This is a genomic window from Tessaracoccus antarcticus, from assembly GCF_003688855.1.
In the GTDB taxonomy this organism is placed as follows: Bacteria; Actinomycetota; Actinomycetes; order Propionibacteriales; family Propionibacteriaceae; genus Arachnia; species Arachnia antarctica.
In genome coordinates, this window is the sequence record NZ_REFW01000001.1 from 1,158,839 (window position 1) to 1,175,403 (window position 16,565).

The window sequence follows — 16,565 nt, forward strand, 5'->3', positions numbered from 1 at the left end:
AGGCTCCCCACACCGCCAGATCCGGGTCCGCGACGGGTCCGGTCGGCGGCGCGGGGACTCAGGCCTTCTGCAGGGACACCGTCAGACCGAGGTCCGGGTCGGTGTCACCGGGGTCGGTCAGGGTGGCGCTGCGCTGCAGGTCCACGGCGAGCACCTCGTCGGCGATCAGCGTGGCGTGCTCATCAATGGCGGCGGCCAGTTCCCCGTCGGCGGCCAACCGCAGGCGGATGCGGTCGCTGACATCGAGCCCGGACTTCTTGCGCGTCTCCTGCACGAAGCGGATGACCTCGCGCGCCAGGCCGGCGCGCAGCAGCTCCGGTGTCAGTTCCAGGTCCAGGGCCACGGTCTCGCCCTGCTCGTTCACCACTGACCAGCCCTCGCGGGGCCGCTCCGTGATGAGCACGTCGTCCTGATCCAGCGCGAGCGTCTCGCCCTCGAACTCCACGGATGTTGCACCGTCGGCCGTCAGCTCGGCGGCCAACCGGCCCGCGTCGGTGGCGGCGATGGCCGCGGCCACCTGCGGGGTCTGCTTCCCGAACCGTCGACCCAGGGCGCGGAAGTTGCCCTTGGCGGAGTACTCCACGAGGTCACCGGCGGAACCGAACGACTCCAGCTGATTCACGTTGAGTTCTCCGCGCACCTCGTCCACCAGTTCGGGGGTGAGTACGGCCAGCGCCGCGGACGGCACCAGCATGCGGCTCAACGGCTGGCGCACCTTGATCCTGGATTCGGACCGCGCGGCCCGGCCCAGTTGGACGAGCCGACGGGTGACGTGCATGGCGGCCGACAGGTCGGAGTTGATGACGGACTCGTCGGCGACGGGCCAGTCGGCCAGGTGCACCGAGGACGGACCCTCGGGGTCAGTGGCGGCGAACATGTCCTGCCACACGCGCTCCGTGACGAACGGCATGATCGGGGCCAGCAGCCGGGTGAGGGTGTGGAGGGTCTCGTGCAGCGTCCACAGGGAGGACGGCTCGGCGTTCCAGAAGCGGCGGCGGGCGCGGCGGACGTACCAGTTGGACAGGTCGTCCACGAAGGACGCCAGCAGGGCACCGGCGCGCTGGGTGTCGAACGCCTCCAGTGCCTCGGTGACGTCGAGGACCAGCGTTGCGGTCTCGGAGGCCAGCCACTGGTCGGGGACGAGGCGGTCCTCGATCCGGGGCGCGGTGCCGGTGGGTGACCAGTTGCCGGCGCGGGCGTACAGCGACTGGAACGCCACCGTGTTCCAGTACGTCAGCAGCACCTTGCGGACGGTTTCGCCGATGGTGGCGTCGCCCACGCGTCGCCCCGCCCACGGCGAACCGGAGCAGGCCATGAACCAGCGGACCGCGTCGGCACCGTGGCGGTCCATGAGGGGCAGTGGCTCGAGGATGTTGCCGAGATGCTTGCTCATCTTGCGGCCGTCCTCAGCCAGGATGTGGCCGAGGCACACCACCTCCTTGTAGCTGGACTGCCCGAATACGAGCGTGCCGATGGCCATGAGGGAGTAGAACCAGCCGCGCGTCTGGTCGATGGCCTCGGAGATGAAGTCGGCGGGGTAATGGCCCTGAAACTTCTCGACGGAGCCCTCGACGTGGGGGTAGCCCCACTGCGCGAAGGGCATGGCGCCGGAGTCGAACCAGGCGTCGATGACCTCGGGCACCCGGTGGTAGGTCCTGCCGTCACGCTTGATGACGATGTCGTCGATGAAGGGGCGGTGGGGATCCAGCGCGGAGAGGTCGCGGCCGGACAGCTCGCCCAGCTCGGCCAGTGAGCCGATGCAGATCAGGTCGGTCTCGTCGTCGATGTTGCGCCAGATGGGCAGCGGTGTGCCCCAGTAGCGTGACCGGGACAGGGCCCAGTCGACGTTGTTCTCCAGCCAGTCGCCGAAGCGGCCGTGCTTGATGGATTCCGGGTGCCAGCTGGTGGCCTCGTTCTGCGCCAGCAGCTTGTCCTTGATGTGCGTGGTGCGGATGTACCAGGACGGCTGCGCGTAGTAGAGCAGCGCGGTGTGGCAGCGCCAGCAGTGCGGGTAGGAGTGGAGATAGTCCGCGACGCGGAACATGAGGCCACGTTCCTGCAGGTCGGCCACCAGAGTGGCGTCGGCCGTCTTGAAGAACTGCCCGCCCACGAGCGGGATGTCGGCCTCGAAGGTGCCGTCGGGGCGGATGGGGTTCACGAAGGGGAGGCCGTAGGCGCGGCAGACGCGCATGTCGTCCTCGCCGAAGGCCGGCGCCTGGTGGACCAGGCCGGAGCCGTCCTCGACGGTGACGTACTCGGCCAGCACCACGATGTGGGCGGGGGTGTCACTGGTGGGGAAATCGACGAGGTCGAAGGGCCGCTGGTAGGTCCAGCGCTCCATTTCGGCGCCCGTGAAGCTGGTTCCCCTGCTCCATTCCTCACCCAGCACCTTGTCAAACAGCGGCTCGGCCACCATCAGCGAACGCTGGTCCGGGTGCGTGGCCACGACATAGTCCACCTCGGGGTGCACCGCCACGGCTGTGTTGGACACCAGCGTCCACGGGGTCGTGGTCCACACCAGCATGTCCACCTCGCCCGCCAGCGGGCCGCTGGTCAACGGGAAGCGGACGTAGACCGACGGGTCGGTGACGTCCTCGTATCCCTGCGCCAGTTCGTGATCCGACAGGGTCGTGCCACAGCGGGGGCAGTACGGCGCCACCCGGTAGTCCTCCTGCAGCAGTCCTGCAGTGAAGATCTCCTTCAACGCCCACCACACTGACTGGACGTACTCCGGCGTCATGGTGACGTAGGCCTCGTCCATGTTCACCCAGTAGCCCATGCGGTGCGTGAGGGCCTCGAAGTCGTCGACGTGGCGCAGCACCGACTCGCGGCACCGGGCGTTGAACGCCTCGACGCCGAACGCCTCGATGTCGGGCTTACCGGAGAAGCCGAGTTCCTTCTCGACGGCCAGCTCCACGGGCAGGCCATGGCAGTCCCAGCCGGCCTTGCGGTCGACGCGTCTGCCCTGCATGGTCTTGAAGCGGGGGAACAGGTCCTTGAAGACGCGCGCCTCGATGTGGTGTGTGCCCGGCTTGCCATTGGCGGTGGGCGGGCCCTCGTAGAACGTCCACGTCTCGCCGCCGGCGGTGGCCTCCAGGGACGCGTCGAAGGTACGCCGTTCATCCCACAGGGCCAGGACCTCCGCCTCCAGGGCGGGGAAGTCGACACTGGCCGGGACCGGCTTGTATACGCTCATCAGGGTTCCTCTTCGCTTCATTCTGAGACATTCTCGACACTGCATGAAAGCGAAGGGACGAGCCGTGTGGCCCGCGGTACCACCCTCCTTGGACACCCAGACGGATCATGAAGCCTGAGCACCCTCTTGATTTGCTGACGCGGCCGGTTCTACTGGGCCCTCCACAGGCTGTTCTTCCGGCAGCTCCGGGGTGATGGCCCCATCAATGCCTTGCGGTCGGCTCAATTATGCGTCACTCGTCTGCGGCCACCAAAAAACACGACGCAGTGTTTATCTACGATCCGCTTATTTCCCCACACGTGGCGGATGCACAATTGATGTACAAGAGCATCGACGCCAAGAACCTCGAGCCGGTGCCCGGCATGGGTGGTAATTCGCCGCCCACGGATGGGATTGAGTGAGAGGACGTTGTGACATGTCGTCGATGAAGCACACTGTGAGGCCCGCTCCGTTGCCGCTGGTGGAGACGTGGCCCTGGGCCCGCGCCCTGTTCTCCGACCGGAACTGGATCGCCGGGACCCTCTGGCTGGTGGTGCGTGTGCTGCTGGGGTGGCAATGGCTGGTCTCGGGTGTCGAGAAGTTCCAGGACTACGGTCCCTGGAAGAGTGGCGTCGCCGTCCAGGGGTTCGCCAAGGGGGCACGGGGCAACATGACGGGCGCCCATCCGGGGGTGGTCGAGGGCACGTTCGGATGGAACAAGGCGTGGCTGAGTTTCGTCGCGGACGACGGGTACAAGTGGATCGGGCCGGTCATCCCCTTCATGGAGGTGATCGTCGGCGTGCTGCTCATCCTGGGGTTGTTCACCGGGATCGCGGCGCTGGTGGGGCTGCTGTTGAACGTCAGCTTCCTGTTCGCGGGCAACGCTGGCGTCAACCCCTTCTTCGCCCTGACGGCGGGGGCACTCATCGCGGCCTGGAGGGTGGCCGGGTACTTCGGTCTGGATTACTGGGTGCTGCCGTTGGTGGGCGTGCCCTGGAGCGGTCGCGTCGAGGGACGCCACACCACCATCGCGGAGGTGTGAGGCAACCCGCCCGGCACCCTAGGATGACCTGAGTTCTTCGGGAGGATTCCCCCTTGTTTCCGGTCTTCATTGCCGCTGCCCTGGCCGTACCCGTCGTGGCGGCCGTCGCTGCAGTGGGCGCCGCTGTCCGACACTTCGAGGGGGAGTACTCCACGGTGCGGTCGATGCAGGCTTGGGCCCGCGCGCGGGCGTTCAGCTTCCACCCCGAGTGGCACACCCTGGCGTCTGCCCTGCAACGTCAGGTCCCGGGCATCTCCAGGGCCTGGGCCGGGTTCCGGGGCGAGGTGGCGGGGGCGAGCGTGTTCGGTGCCTGCTGCACCTGGGAAACCGGTGGTGGGCAGTCCAGCACGAGTCACCGTCGCGACGTGCGCGCCGTGAGGATCGAGGGTGTCAATTTCCCGACGCTGGTGGTGTACCGCCGGTGGCGCACGCTCGTGATGCGGCCCCTGATGGCGCATGCCCCGGTGCTGGACGTCGAGCACCACGGATTCTCGCGTCGCTGGGAGGTGGCGTGCCCGTCGCAGCGGCTGGCGCACGACCTGCTGCATCCACGTGTGCTCGAGTTGCTGCTGCAGGCGCCGCGGTGGGTCGATGCTCTCTGGTTCGACGGCGACGCCATCGTTCTGGTCGGACGCGGTGGCACGCCGGAGCGGACCGACCAGGCGCTGGAACTGCTGGCGCAGCTGGCCGCGCTGGTGCCCCATTTCTCCACGGAGGAACTGGGGGAGGGGGCGGTCTCGTCGCTGTACGGCCAGCACACTCGACGCGCGCGCCGGGCCACGGACAACGCGTTGCCGTGGCGAAGCCGATCCAGTGATGATGACTCTGCCCACGAGAAAGGGCCCGTATGGAATTGATTGAACCCGCCCTCTACGCCGTCGTCTACATCGCCTACTTCGTCACCACGCCATGGAGATGGGCGAAGGAGCGGCGCCGTCTACGTCGGCTGAGTCGCTTGTGGGGCGCTTGGGCGGGGTCCCGCGGCTGGACGATGCGCGACCGGTGGGAGGGGATGGGCACAGCCTTCTCCAGCAAGGTGTTCGGACGTGGTGGCACCCGGCGTGCCCTGTTCGGCTACGAGGGCATGTTCGACGGCGTGCCGGTGGCAGGGTTCAGCCACGAGCACACCTCGGGATGTGGCCCGGAGAGGGAGACGACCCACCGCCACGTCAGCATGCTGCGAGTGCCCGGGGCCCGATTCCCGGGGCTGACTGTCACTCCGCAGACGTCGAAGACGGAGCGCGACGTCCAGTTCGAGGACACCGAGTTCAACCGTTCCTGGCACGTCACGGGCGCGGTTCCCCGCTTCACACACGACGTGGTCCACCCCCGCATGATGCAGTGGCTGACCTCCGCGCTGCTGCCGCGTTCATCCTCCGTGTGCTTCGAGCGTGACACGATCCTGATCACCACCCCCGGCATCCTGACCCCGGAGCAGGTGGACGACCATCTCCGCCTCCTGACCCGGACGGTCGCGCTCGTGCCCGGCTTCGTGCTCCGTGAGGTGGGCTGCCGGCATCCGCTGCCGATCGCCGACTCCGGCCCGGGCGGGGGGCTGGCGTTCACGGCAGCTGCATCGAGTGCCCCATGAGGATGGTCCTGTTGGGCGGGAGGTCGTGGTACCTGATCGGGTCCACTCCCCACTTCGACGTCCAGATGTAGAGCTGCTGGCGCCACTGCCGCTGCCGCGTCGCACCCTCGTCCACCTCGAAGGTGAATGTGGACACGACGTAGGAGGCGCGCTGCAGTTCTGACGTGCTCAGGATGGGCGTCAGGAGCCGCTGGATGGTGAGGGGCAGTGCCTGGTGGTCATTGAATCCGAATCGGAGCTGGAGCACGGACACGGGGCCGCCGCCTGTGGCGTGCACCACCAGTTCGCCCCTGTCCTCCGGCCCCACGTGGGGCACCTCGAGGACCGCGACCGTGATCACCACCACGTCGCGGGGGAGCGCCAGCAACTGCTCCGCCATGGCGCGCATCGCCCACGGCGTCGACTCCTCCGCGCGGGTCACGAAGAGGGCCACCCCGGGCACGCGCTGCACCGGCGGCTGCGCCCGGGAGATGTGATCGAAGAACGACCCGAGGGTCACGGGCCGCGCCGTCATCGACTCCCTGATTCGCCGTCGACCGCTGTGCCAGTTGGCCATCACCGCGAACACGCACGCGGCCACCACCAGCGGCACCCAGCCACCGGAGGGGATCTTGAGCAGGTTGGCGGACAGGAAACTCAGGTCCACCAGCAGCAGCACGGCCATGGCCGCCGCGACGAGGCGGTTGCGTGGACCACCCCGGCTCCACGCATGGAAAAGGAACAGCATCGCCGTGATGGACATGGTTCCCGTGACGGCGATGCCGTAGGCGCCCGCCAGGCCCGTGGAGCTCTCGAACGCGACGATGAGGATGACGACGCCCACGGCGAGGGCCGCGTTCACCATGGGCAGGTAGACCCGGCCGAGGTCCTGGTCGGAGGTGTGCTGGATGTTCAGCCGTGGCAGGTATTCCAGCCGGATGGCCTGGCGCACCAGGGAGAAGGTGCCGGAGATGACTGCCTGCGAGGCGATGATCGTTGCCAGGGTCGCCAGCGCCACCATCGGCAACACCCACCCGGCGGGAAGCATGCCGTAGAACGGATTGCCACCGGCGGCGGGGGAGCGCAGCACGAGGGAGGCCTGCCCGAGGTAGTTGGCCACCAGGGCGGGGAAGACGATGACGAGCCAGGCACTGCGGATGGGGGCTGCCCCGAAGTGGCCCAGGTCGGCGTACAGCGCCTCCGCCCCCGTCACGGCCAGGACCACCGCGCCCAGGGCCACGAAGGCGGTGAACGGATCCTGGGCGAAAAATCGGACGGCGTACGTGGGGGACAGGGCCCCCAGCACGGCGGGGTGGGCAGCGATGGACACCACCCCCAGCACCCCTATGGTGCCGAACCACAGAAGCATCACGGGGCCGAACAGGCCTGCGACGATCGTCGTCCCCAGCCGCTGCAAGGCGAAGAGCGACACCACGATCACCAGCGAGAGCGGGACCACCCACGGCACCAGCGCCGGATCCACCTGCTCCAGCCCCTCGACCGCTGACAGGACCGAGATGGCGGGCGTGATGAGGCTGTCCCCCAGGAACAGCGATGCACCCAGGACCCCGAGGACCACCAGGGCCCGGCGGCCACGGCCGTGGCGGCGGCCCTTCACGATGAGGGACACCAGCGCCATGACCCCGCCCTCGCCGTCGTTGTCCGCGCGCATGATGAAGGCCACGTACTGGATGAGGACGACCAGCACGATGGCCCACACGATGAGCGATGCGAGGCCGAGGACGGGTACCGCGGAGCGTTCCACGGCCGGATTGGCCGTGGGGTCCAGGGCCGCACGGAAGGCATACAGAGGGCTGGTGCCGATGTCCCCGAACACCACGCCCAGGGCGGCGATGGCCGCGATGCTGCGTCGCCCGGTCCGGTGCTGCGACGCACCGGGCGATGCGGTGCCGGTCCCCCCGCCCATGTCGATCCCACAAGGGTAGGCGCTGGATGCGAGTACCGTCGGTGCGTGAAGCAATCGAGTGCGGGCTGGCGCCTGCTGGCCGGCGTGGCCGGCGGGGTCGTGGCAGCGGTTGCGTGCTTGGCCGTCGGGTTGCCCTCCTTCGCCCCGCTGGTGGGATGGATCGCGGCGAGCGGGATCTTCATCACCTGGACGGGGTTCCTGCTGGCGCCCATGGACGGTCCCTCCACCCGCTCCCACGCCACGAAGGAGGATCCCCCTCGCAGGTGGGCCCACGTGAGTCTCCTCGTCGCGGTCCTGGCCAGCCTCGTGGGGGTGGCCTACCTCGTCGCAGGGGCGGGCAGCGGCAGCGGACTGTCCCAGGCGCTCGTGGGAGTGGTGGCCATCGGTTTGTCCTGGGTTCTGGTGCACACCCTCTACACCGTGCGCTACGCCCACCTCTTCTACGATGCCGGCGGCAAGGGTGTCGATTTCGAGGGCACGGACGAACCGGCCTATGGGGATTTCGCCTACCTCGCGTTCACCCTCGGCATGACGTTCCAGGTCTCCGACACCCAGTTGACGACACCGCAGGTGCGGGCCGCGGCGCTGCGGCACGCCCTGCTGTCGTACCTGCTGGGGGTCGTGGTGATCGCCATCACCATCAACCTGGTGGTGCAACTGGCCGGAGGCGCTTCGCCGCAGTAGCCGGGTGCGCTGCCACTCAGCGTCGCCACAGCCGCGCAGGACCACCCTGATGCGATGAGAAGAGTCCGGAGCGCCCGCGGCGCCATCGCTGCGGTATCCATGGTGGCGCTACTGATGACGGCTTCGTGCGCCAGCACGCCGGGGAGCGTGACAGATGCGTCGTCCCCACCACCCCCACCGGTTGTTGCGTCGCCCCCGCCTTCCGCCGCCCCTTCTGCCACTGGGGCAGCCAGCGCCACCCCCGGCTGCACGGCGCCCGGGGTCGTGGAACACGTGACGTTTGACCAGTCCAGTCAGGGGGCACTCGGCGATTTCCAGGTCTATCTCCCGCCCTGCTACGCCGCCGCCCCGGGCTCCAGATACCCGGTGGTGTATCTGCTGCACGGCTCCGGACACGATGACGCCTACTGGCTGGAGGTGGGCATCGTGGGTGCGGCCGACGACGCCATCGGGCACGGGAAGGTTGCCCCGATGATCCTCGTCATGCCCGACGGTGGGCCCACCTTCGGAACCGGTCGCGGCGGGGAAACATTCGCCACGTTCCTGACTAGTGAACTGATCCCCCGCGTCGACGCTTCCTACCGGAGCATCGCGACCCGCAGCGGCCGGGCGATCGGCGGCATCTCGCTGGGCGGTGGGCTGGCCCTCACAATCGCCGCTGGGGCGCCGACGCTGTTCACCGCAGTGGGCGGGCACAGCCCCGCAGTCAGGGATCCGGCCGCACTGGCCGCGCATCTCACGGCCGGTGGCCTGCGGGTGTGGCTGGATGTCGGCGCGGGCGACTCCCTGCGCGACGGCTCCATCTCACTGGAGAAGGAATTGCGTGGCCTCGGCGGCGACGTGCACCTGGAGGTGCCGGAGGGCACGCACGTTGACAGCTACTGGACCGCTCACCTCGCGGAGTACCTCCACTTCTACGACCAGTCCTTCCGTGCCTCCCGGTGACGCTCAGCGTCCTCACACCCCCACCGGCGGACAGTGGGGACAGACATCCACGAATGTGCATCCCAGGAGACCTGACATGACCATCCCCGACCAGACCATCACTCCTATCCCCATCCCCCCCGGGGACATGCAGCACAACGCCCCACCGCGTCGCCGGGTCCGGCGGCTGCGGATCGTGGCGCTGGTGGTGGCGCTCCTGCTGATCGCCCCGGGAATCTCCTACACCCAGGCGCTCACCGCTCCGGGGTACGCATCCTGGTCCGAGCGTTCGGTGGGATGGGTCCGCGACAACGGCGGCGCCGGCATGGTCGACGCCATCGAGAACTGGTGGTACACCCGGCACGCCCCATCGAACGCCACACCTCTGACGGCCACGCTCCCCGGGCCGCCGCGCGTTCAGCAGGGGAACCCGACGGTGGCGCCGCGCGTGCCTGCGCCCCCCTCCATCGCCCCGTTGGCGGGCGCCGCACCCCTTGAGGGGGAGGGGCTCTGGAGTGTCGACGTGATGGGGAGAGCGGGCGTGCCGGTGCTCTACAGCACCTTCCTGCGCCCCGACCCCTCCCATGCCAGCGTCGTGGCGGGCGCCGTGTGGGTCCCCGCCGGGGCGACCGCGGCGCACCTGGTGGCCGGCACCAGTCAGCCCCATGGGTGGGGCGGTGCCGCCCGCATCCCCGCAGCAGACATGGGTTCGATCGTCGCCACGTTCAACTCGGGCTGGAAGTTCGGCGACATGGATGGTGGCTTCTACCTGGGGGGGCGCCAGAGCCCCGCACTGAGGGATGGGCTCGCCTCGGTGGTCATCGATGCACGGGGCCACGTCACGATCGGCCAATGGGGCCGGGACATCTCCATGACCAGGGACGTTGTCGCGGTGCGGCAGAACCTGCACCTCATCGTCGAGGGCGGCACCCCGGTCCACGGTCTCGACGTCAACGGTGGGGGAGTGTGGGGCAGCCCCAGAAACCAACTGCAGTACACGTGGCGATCCGGGCTGGGAACCGACGCTGCAGGGAACCTTGTCTACGTGGCGGGCAACAACCTCACCCTGCAGTCATTGGCCACGGCCATGAGTGATGCCGGCGTCCGGCAGGGCATGGAGCTCGACATTCATTCAAGGATGGTGAACCTCGCGGTCTGGACCCACCCGTCAGGCGGGCACGCGACTGCGAGCAACCTACTGCCCAACATGTCGGCCTCGCCCACCCGCTACGTGGCCGCCGACCAGCGCGACTTCTTCTACCTGACCCTGAAATGACCAGACGGAACCCTCTGAGGAGCTGAGATGTCCACTGTCACACTCACCCCCGGTTCGAGAGCGGTGATCCCGACCGGAGCGCCACCGATGCGATGGGCTGCTGCCCTGCTGCGCACCGCACGACCCAGACAGTGGATCAAGAATGTGTTGGTGGTGGCTGCACCGGCCGCGGCCGGGATCCTGATCTCGCCTTCGGTGGTTGTCCCGGTGATGACGGCGATGGTCGCCTTCGTGCTCGCTTCGGCTTCCACCTACTTCGTCAATGACGCGCGCGACGTCGACGCCGATCGGGCCAATCCCGCCAAGGCGTTGCGGCCGGTGGCCGCCGGGGAGATCTCCCCGTTGATGGCCTACGTCGTCGGTGCCCTCCTCGCAGTGTTCGCGCTGGCGGTGGCGGTTCCCCAGGGGTGGCCGCTGGTGGCGGTGCTGGGGACCTACCTGGTCACGACGACGGCCTACAGTCGCTGGCTGAAGCACCAGCCGATCGTGGACATCCTGGTGGTGGCGGCCGGCTTCGTGCTGCGTGCGGTGGCGGGTGCCGTGGCCACCGGGACGGTGCTCTCCAGCTGGTTCCTGCTCGTGGCGCTGTTCGGGTCGCTCTTCATCGTCACCGCGAAACGCTCCGCCGAACACGAGCGCTTCCTGAGTACGGGGGTGGCTCGCTCCACGGTGCAGGGGTACCCGACGGCGTGGCTGCAGCAGGTCCTGACACTCGCGCTGGCCGGGACGGTCCTGTCGTATGCCACGTGGGCGCTCCAGTACATCGGCAGTGACGTCTCGATGCCGCTGCTGGCGGTCTCCGTGGTGCCGTTCCTGGCCGTGATGCTGCGCTACAGCCTGTTGGTGTCCCTGGGTGCAGGGGAGGCGCCCGAGAACCTGCTCGGCGACCGTTTCCTGCTGGTGGCAGGGGTCCTCTGGGCGGCGGCCGTCGGCAGCGCCATCTATCTGGCCTGATGGTGATGCACCGACGTCCGGGTCTGGGGGAAGTGGGGCGGTTCGCCGTGACGGGCGGGGCCGCCTACCTCGTCGATGTCGCACTCTTCAACCTGTTGTCAGCGTCGACGGGGCACCTCGCGGCCAAGGTGATCTCCGGCATCGCCGCCATCGCGGTGGCCTACCTGGGGAGCCGCCACTACACCTGGCCCGGCCACCGGCCGACCGGCCGTCACCCCGTCGTTGTTTTCGTCGCCGTCAGCGTTGCGGCGGCCGGGGTGCAGCTGGGCTGCCTCTGGCTCTCCCACGACGTGATGGGGTGGACGGGTGCACTCGCTGACAACGTGTCGGCCAACGTGATGGGCATGGGGCTGGCGACTCTGCTCCGGTTCTGGGGCTTCCGGCGCCTGGTCTTCCCCGGGAGCGCCCGCGACCTCCCAGCGATGTCCCCGATCCGTGGGAGCTTGGGACCACAATGGGACCCACAGGCGAAGTGACACTGTGCCGCAGGGGAAGGATGCCGTCGATGCGCGTGCTGGTCGTGGAGGACGAACCCCACCTGGCCGAGTCGGTCCGGCGAGGGCTGACGGCCGAGGGCTTCGCCGTCGAGGTCGAGACCAACGGCGAGGACGGGCTGTGGGCTGCCACCGAGAACACCTACTCGGTGATTGTTCTGGACATCATGCTGCCCAAACTCAACGGCTACAAAGTCGTCGAGCAGCTGCGGCAGCGGGAAGTGTGGACCCCCATCCTCATGCTCACCGCCAAGGACGGGGAGTACGACCTGGCCGATGCGCTCGAGTTGGGTGCCGATGACTACCTGACCAAGCCCTTCTCGTTCATCGTGCTCGTGGCGCGGCTCCGGGCGTTGATCCGCCGGGGTGCCCCTGCCCGTCCGGCGATCCTCACCGCAGGGGACCTGCAACTCGACCCCGCCCGTCGCTCAGTGCGCCGGGGCACCACCCCCGTCTCCCTCACTCCGCGGGAGTTCGGGTTGTTGGAGCACCTCATGCAGCACCGTGGTGACGTGGTCACCAAGACCGAGATCCTGGAGTCGGTGTGGGACCCCTATTACGAGGGTGACCCCAACGTGGTGGAGGTCTACATCGGCTACCTCCGCCGCAAGATCGACGTTCCCTTCGGGCGTCAGGCGATCGAGACGATCCGGGGCATGGGCTACCGTCTGGCGGCCGACGGGGGCGGATGAGCCGCGGCCCCGGCGGGGAGGGGGAGGGGGAGGGACAGTCGCAGGTGGGCGCCTCCACGCTCGGAGGTGAACACCTGGACGTCGCCGCCGTGTGCCCGCGCGATCTCCCGGGTGATGGCCAGCCCCAGACCGGTGCCGCCTGTGCCCCGTTCACGGCTGTCGTCGAGGCGGACGAACCGTTCGAACACCCGTTCGCGCTCGGACCCTGCAATACCCGGCCCGTCGTCGCTGATGTCGAGCACGGCCACGCCATTCATGGTGCCGAGCCGCACCTCAACGGTGGTGCTGGCGAACCGCACGGCGTTGTCCATGAGGTTGCGCACCGCACGCAGGAGGTGTTGCGCGTCGCCCGTGACCCGGACGGACACAACATCCACCTCCACCGTGAGGGCCCCTTGCGCACGGATCCGGGCGATCTCACCGGTGACGATGTCATCGAGGTCCACGTCCTCGACGTTCATGATGAGGCCGTGCTCGTCTGAGCGTGCCAGGAGCAGCAGGTCGGAGACCAGGCGCTCAAGGCGATGGGTCTCGGCCAGGACCAGGCCGGCGGCACGGTCGCGGTCCATGGCCTCAGGATGGAGGGTGGCCAGTTCCGTGGTGGTGCGGATGGTGGCCAAAGGGGTGCGCAGCTCATGGGAGGCATCCGCCACGAACCGGTGCTGGGCCTCGGCGGAGGCCTGCAACCGGGCGAGCATGGAGTTCATGGTTTCCGCCAGGCGTGCGATCTCGTCACCGCTGGTGGGAACCGGCACCCGCGCGTCCTTGTCCGCCGTCGACACCCCTGCCACGTGACGCCGGATCGCCTCCACCGGCGCCAGAGCCCACCCCACCACCATGGAGGAAGTGGCGGCAACCACCACCAGGACCAACGGGATGCCGATGCTCAACAGAGTCACGAGTACCGTCGTGGAGCGTTCCACGGATTCCAGGGACTGCGCCGTGACGACGCGCACCACACCCCCTGGGCTGGCTACGCCGGAGACCACGATGACGAACGGCTCCGCGCCACCGGGCAGGGCGTCAACGGTGTAGACGACGGTGTCCCCGGCCGGTGGCGTCGACGTGGTGATGGGGTGGACAAGGTAGTCGTCATCACTGGCCGTCCGAACCGTCCCATCAGGGGTGAGGATCTGGAGCAGCGCTGAATCTCCCACGGCAGCCTTCACGGCGCCGACGTCCACCTCATCAATGCCACCCTCCTCGATCTCGCCGACGATGGTGTCGCCCTGCTGCCGGGCGACATCGGTCAACCCGCTGATGAGTTGCTGACGCTGCAGCGCAACGAGGGCCACCGATGCCCCCAGCAGCGCGAGGGCCACAACGACAGTCGCCGCCACGGTGGTGCGCAGCCGGATGCCCCGGGGGAACCAGCGGAATCGCCTCCGCTCCATGCTGAGTCCTCCTCATACGGGTGCCTGATGTCCCCAGTGTGCGCCCTGGGGTGGTGACGGGTACTGCAAACACCATCGTGGGGGGTCATGGCTGTGGGGCCGCTGAGTGGACGCGCACGCGTGGACGTCGGGCGGCAACCGCGGCATGGTCCACTCAGCGCCCTCTCAGGGTGCTGCGGTCACAGTGTGGAGACCGGGACAACCACAGGAGGAGCACCATGGCGCAGACGCTGGAGCACCGGGGGGCGCCACGCCTCCTCACCGGATGGGGGAGAACCGCGCCGTCGGCGGCGACGGTGATCAGCACCCCTGATGTCGACGTGATGAGGCGCGAGGTTCTCCGCGCCACCAAGGAGCGTGCGCACGGTGGCCGTGGCGTCATCGCGCGAGGTCTCGGCCGCTCCTACGGCGACGTTGCGCAGAATGCCGGCGGCCTTGTGTTCGACATGTCTGCGCTGCACACCATCCACTCGATCGACCCCGTGACCGCGACGGTGGTTGCCGACGCAGGTGTGAGCCTGGACGCTCTCATGAAGGTGGCGCTCCCGCACGGATTGTGGGTTCCTGTTCTCCCCGGAACGCGACAGGTCACCCTCGGGGGCGCCGTCGGGTGCGACGTCCACGGCAAGAACCACCACAGTGCGGGCAGCTTCGGGGACCACGTGCTGGCCCTCGACCTGTTGGTTGCCGACGGCCGCGTCCTGATGCTCACGCCGTCGGGCAGCCCCGATGACCCCGCAGCGACACTCTTCTGGGCCACCGTCGGCGGTATAGGACTCACGGGGATCATCCTGCGCGTCACCCTGCGCATGGTCCGGGTGGAAACCGCATACTTCCTGGCTGACGTGGTGCAGACGAGGAATCTGGAGGAGACGATCGCCGCCCATCTGGATGGTTCCGAGAGTGGCTACGACTACAGCTCCGCCTGGTTCGATGCCATCTCGGCACCGCCCACACTGGGGCGGGCGACGATCTCGCGCGGGAACCTCGCCACGTTGGCGGAACTGCAGGAGTACGCCCCAGGTCTCGCAGCGGACCCCCTGCACTTTTCGGGACTGACGCTGTTGACGGTGCCGGACGTCTTCCCCAACGGCCTCGCCAACAAGCTCACTTTCGGTGTACTCGGCGCTGCCTGGTACGCCAGGGGTCGCGCCCACAGGACGATGATCCAGAGCCTCACCGGCTTTTACCACCCCCTCGACATGTTCGCCGAGTGGAACCGTGCCTACGGCAGCGCAGGCCTGCTGCAGTACCAGTTCGTGGTGCCTCCGAAGGCGATGGAGGAGTTCACGCTCATGCTCGGCGACATCCAGCGCTCCGGGCACCATTCGTTCCTCAACGTTCTCAAGCTGTTTCGACCCGGCAACCGGGCACCGTTGTCCTACCCCGTGGCCGGCTGGAACGTCAGCGTCGACTTCCCGATCAGGGCCGGGTTGGGCGATTTCCTCACCCGCATGGATGCGCGGGTCCTCGAGTTCGGTGGGCGCCTGTACACAGCCAAGGATTCGCGCACCGACGCAGCGACCTTCCATGCCATGTACCCGCGCATCGACGAGTGGCTCGCCACCCGGCGCGCCATCGACCCTCACGGTGTGTTCGTCTCGGACATGGCGCGCCGTCTCGAGCTTGTCTGACACGGCCAGGATCAGAAGGAGTCCTGCAATGATCAACGCCGTGGGTGACCCGCAACGCATCCTCCTGCTGGGCGGCACCTCCGAGATCGGTCTGGCCATCGTCGAGGAATACCTGCGCGGTGTCCCGGCTGCCGTGGTGCTGGCGTGCCGACCGGGAAACCGGGAGGCACAGGACGCCGTTGCCCGGTTGCGCTGCGCCGGGGCCGGGGACGTGCGTGTCATCGACTTCGATGCGACCGCCACCGCCACCCATGATGCCGTCCTCGATGACGCCTGGTGCGAGGGTGACGTCGACCTGGCCATCGTCGCGTTCGGCCTGCTCGGTGACCAGGAGGAACTGTGGCAGGACCAGGCGCGGGCCGTCGCCGCATGCCAGGTGAACTTCACGGGGGGTGTGAGCGTCGGCGTCCTGCTCGGGCAGCGGATGAAGGCGCAGGGCCATGGCCAGATCATCGCGATGAGCTCCGTGGCGGGCCAGAGGGTGCGCCGCTCGAACTTCGTCTACGGGGCCACCAAGGCGGGGTTCGATGCGTTCTACCGAAACCTGGGGGAGGCTCTCTCGCCCTCCGGTGTCCACGTTCTCGTCGTGCGTCCCGGGCAGGTCCGCACGCGAATGTCGGCCGGACTGAAGGAACCCCCGCTGACAGTTGACCCACGTCAGGTTGCGCAACTCGTGCACGACGGGGTCCGCAGGTCAAGGACGGTGGTCTGGGCGCCACCAGCATTCGCATGGGTCATGCTCGTGCTGCAGCACATCCCCGCGCCCATTCTCCGCAAGCTCCCACTGTGAGCGTCACCA

At 68.3% G+C, this 16,565-nt stretch carries 15 protein-coding genes; 12 read left to right on the plus strand and 3 right to left on the minus strand.

Annotation, left to right across the window (positions count from 1 at the left end):
• Positions 1 to 58: 58 nt before the first annotated feature.
• Entirely contained in the window at positions 59 to 3,196 is a 3,138-nt protein-coding gene (ileS, locus tag EAX62_RS05020; protein WP_121900500.1) for an isoleucine--tRNA ligase, read from the minus strand.
• A gap of 266 nt (positions 3,197 to 3,462) precedes the next feature.
• Between ileS and EAX62_RS17310 the strand changes: the two genes are divergently transcribed.
• From EAX62_RS17310 to EAX62_RS05035, 4 genes are read left to right on the plus strand one after another with little or no spacing between them, the layout of a single operon-like run.
• Positions 3,463 to 3,597 carry a hypothetical protein gene (locus EAX62_RS17310; protein ID WP_267897964.1) on the plus strand — a complete coding sequence of 45 codons (135 nt, stop codon included), beginning with the start codon at positions 3,463 to 3,465 and terminating at the stop codon, positions 3,595 to 3,597.
• A 23-nt stretch (positions 3,598 to 3,620) separates the two neighbouring features.
• Positions 3,621 to 4,217, plus strand: a complete 597-nt coding sequence (locus tag EAX62_RS05025) for a DoxX family protein (protein ID WP_158600544.1) — start codon at positions 3,621 to 3,623, stop codon at positions 4,215 to 4,217.
• A 53-nt stretch (positions 4,218 to 4,270) separates the two neighbouring features.
• Complete coding sequence (locus tag EAX62_RS05030) at positions 4,271 to 5,074, plus strand: hypothetical protein (RefSeq protein ID WP_121900502.1); 804 nt, start codon at positions 4,271 to 4,273, stop codon at positions 5,072 to 5,074.
• The gene (locus EAX62_RS05035) at positions 5,065 to 5,808 is read left to right on the plus strand and encodes a hypothetical protein (RefSeq protein ID WP_121900503.1); all 744 of its coding nucleotides are present in this window, start codon (positions 5,065 to 5,067) and stop codon (positions 5,806 to 5,808) included. The genes EAX62_RS05030 and EAX62_RS05035 overlap by 10 nt, the downstream gene beginning before the upstream one ends.
• Here EAX62_RS05035 and EAX62_RS05040 read toward each other — a convergent pair.
• The gene (locus EAX62_RS05040) at positions 5,780 to 7,714 is read right to left on the minus strand and encodes a potassium transporter Kup (RefSeq protein WP_121900504.1); all 1,935 of its coding nucleotides are present in this window, start codon (positions 7,712 to 7,714) and stop codon (positions 5,780 to 5,782) included. The genes EAX62_RS05035 and EAX62_RS05040 overlap by 29 nt on opposite strands.
• A gap of 45 nt (positions 7,715 to 7,759) precedes the next feature.
• Here EAX62_RS05040 and EAX62_RS05045 point away from each other — a divergent pair, with 45 nt between their 5' ends.
• The 6 genes from EAX62_RS05045 (at position 7,760) to EAX62_RS05070 (ending at position 12,738) form a co-directional block, all read left to right on the plus strand.
• Positions 7,760 to 8,398, plus strand: a complete 639-nt coding sequence (locus tag EAX62_RS05045; protein WP_199711120.1) for a DUF1345 domain-containing protein — start codon at positions 7,760 to 7,762, stop codon at positions 8,396 to 8,398.
• 273 nt (positions 8,399 to 8,671) lie between these two features.
• On the plus strand, positions 8,672 to 9,343 hold the full coding sequence (locus EAX62_RS05050) for an alpha/beta hydrolase (RefSeq protein ID WP_158600546.1): 672 nt from the start codon (positions 8,672 to 8,674) through the stop codon (positions 9,341 to 9,343).
• Between the two features lie 76 nt (positions 9,344 to 9,419).
• On the plus strand, positions 9,420 to 10,598 hold the full coding sequence (locus EAX62_RS05055) for a hypothetical protein (RefSeq protein ID WP_121900506.1): 1,179 nt from the start codon (positions 9,420 to 9,422) through the stop codon (positions 10,596 to 10,598).
• A gap of 27 nt (positions 10,599 to 10,625) precedes the next feature.
• Positions 10,626 to 11,552 carry a decaprenyl-phosphate phosphoribosyltransferase gene (locus EAX62_RS05060; RefSeq protein ID WP_121900507.1) on the plus strand — a complete coding sequence of 309 codons (927 nt, stop codon included), beginning with the start codon at positions 10,626 to 10,628 and terminating at the stop codon, positions 11,550 to 11,552.
• A gap of 5 nt (positions 11,553 to 11,557) precedes the next feature.
• On the plus strand, positions 11,558 to 12,028 hold the full coding sequence (locus EAX62_RS05065) for a GtrA family protein (RefSeq protein ID WP_158600548.1): 471 nt from the start codon (positions 11,558 to 11,560) through the stop codon (positions 12,026 to 12,028).
• Positions 12,029 to 12,057: 29 nt separating this feature from the next.
• Positions 12,058 to 12,738, plus strand: a complete 681-nt coding sequence (locus tag EAX62_RS05070; RefSeq protein WP_121900509.1) for a response regulator transcription factor — start codon at positions 12,058 to 12,060, stop codon at positions 12,736 to 12,738.
• Here the strand turns inward: EAX62_RS05070 and EAX62_RS05075 are convergent.
• Positions 12,708 to 14,132, minus strand: coding sequence for a sensor histidine kinase (locus EAX62_RS05075; protein ID WP_121900510.1), 1,425 nt, complete (start codon positions 14,130 to 14,132; stop codon positions 12,708 to 12,710). The two genes, EAX62_RS05070 and EAX62_RS05075, sit on opposite strands and share 31 nt — an antisense overlap.
• Positions 14,133 to 14,350: 218 nt before the next feature.
• Between EAX62_RS05075 and EAX62_RS05080 the strand changes: the two genes are divergently transcribed.
• Together EAX62_RS05080 and EAX62_RS05085 are read left to right on the plus strand one after the other, a co-directional pair.
• The gene (locus EAX62_RS05080; protein WP_121900511.1) at positions 14,351 to 15,766 is read left to right on the plus strand and encodes an FAD-binding oxidoreductase; all 1,416 of its coding nucleotides are present in this window, start codon (positions 14,351 to 14,353) and stop codon (positions 15,764 to 15,766) included.
• Between the two features lie 28 nt (positions 15,767 to 15,794).
• Positions 15,795 to 16,556 carry a decaprenylphospho-beta-D-erythro-pentofuranosid-2-ulose 2-reductase gene (locus EAX62_RS05085; RefSeq protein ID WP_121900512.1) on the plus strand — a complete coding sequence of 254 codons (762 nt, stop codon included), beginning with the start codon at positions 15,795 to 15,797 and terminating at the stop codon, positions 16,554 to 16,556.
• Positions 16,557 to 16,565: the final 9 nt, after the last annotated feature.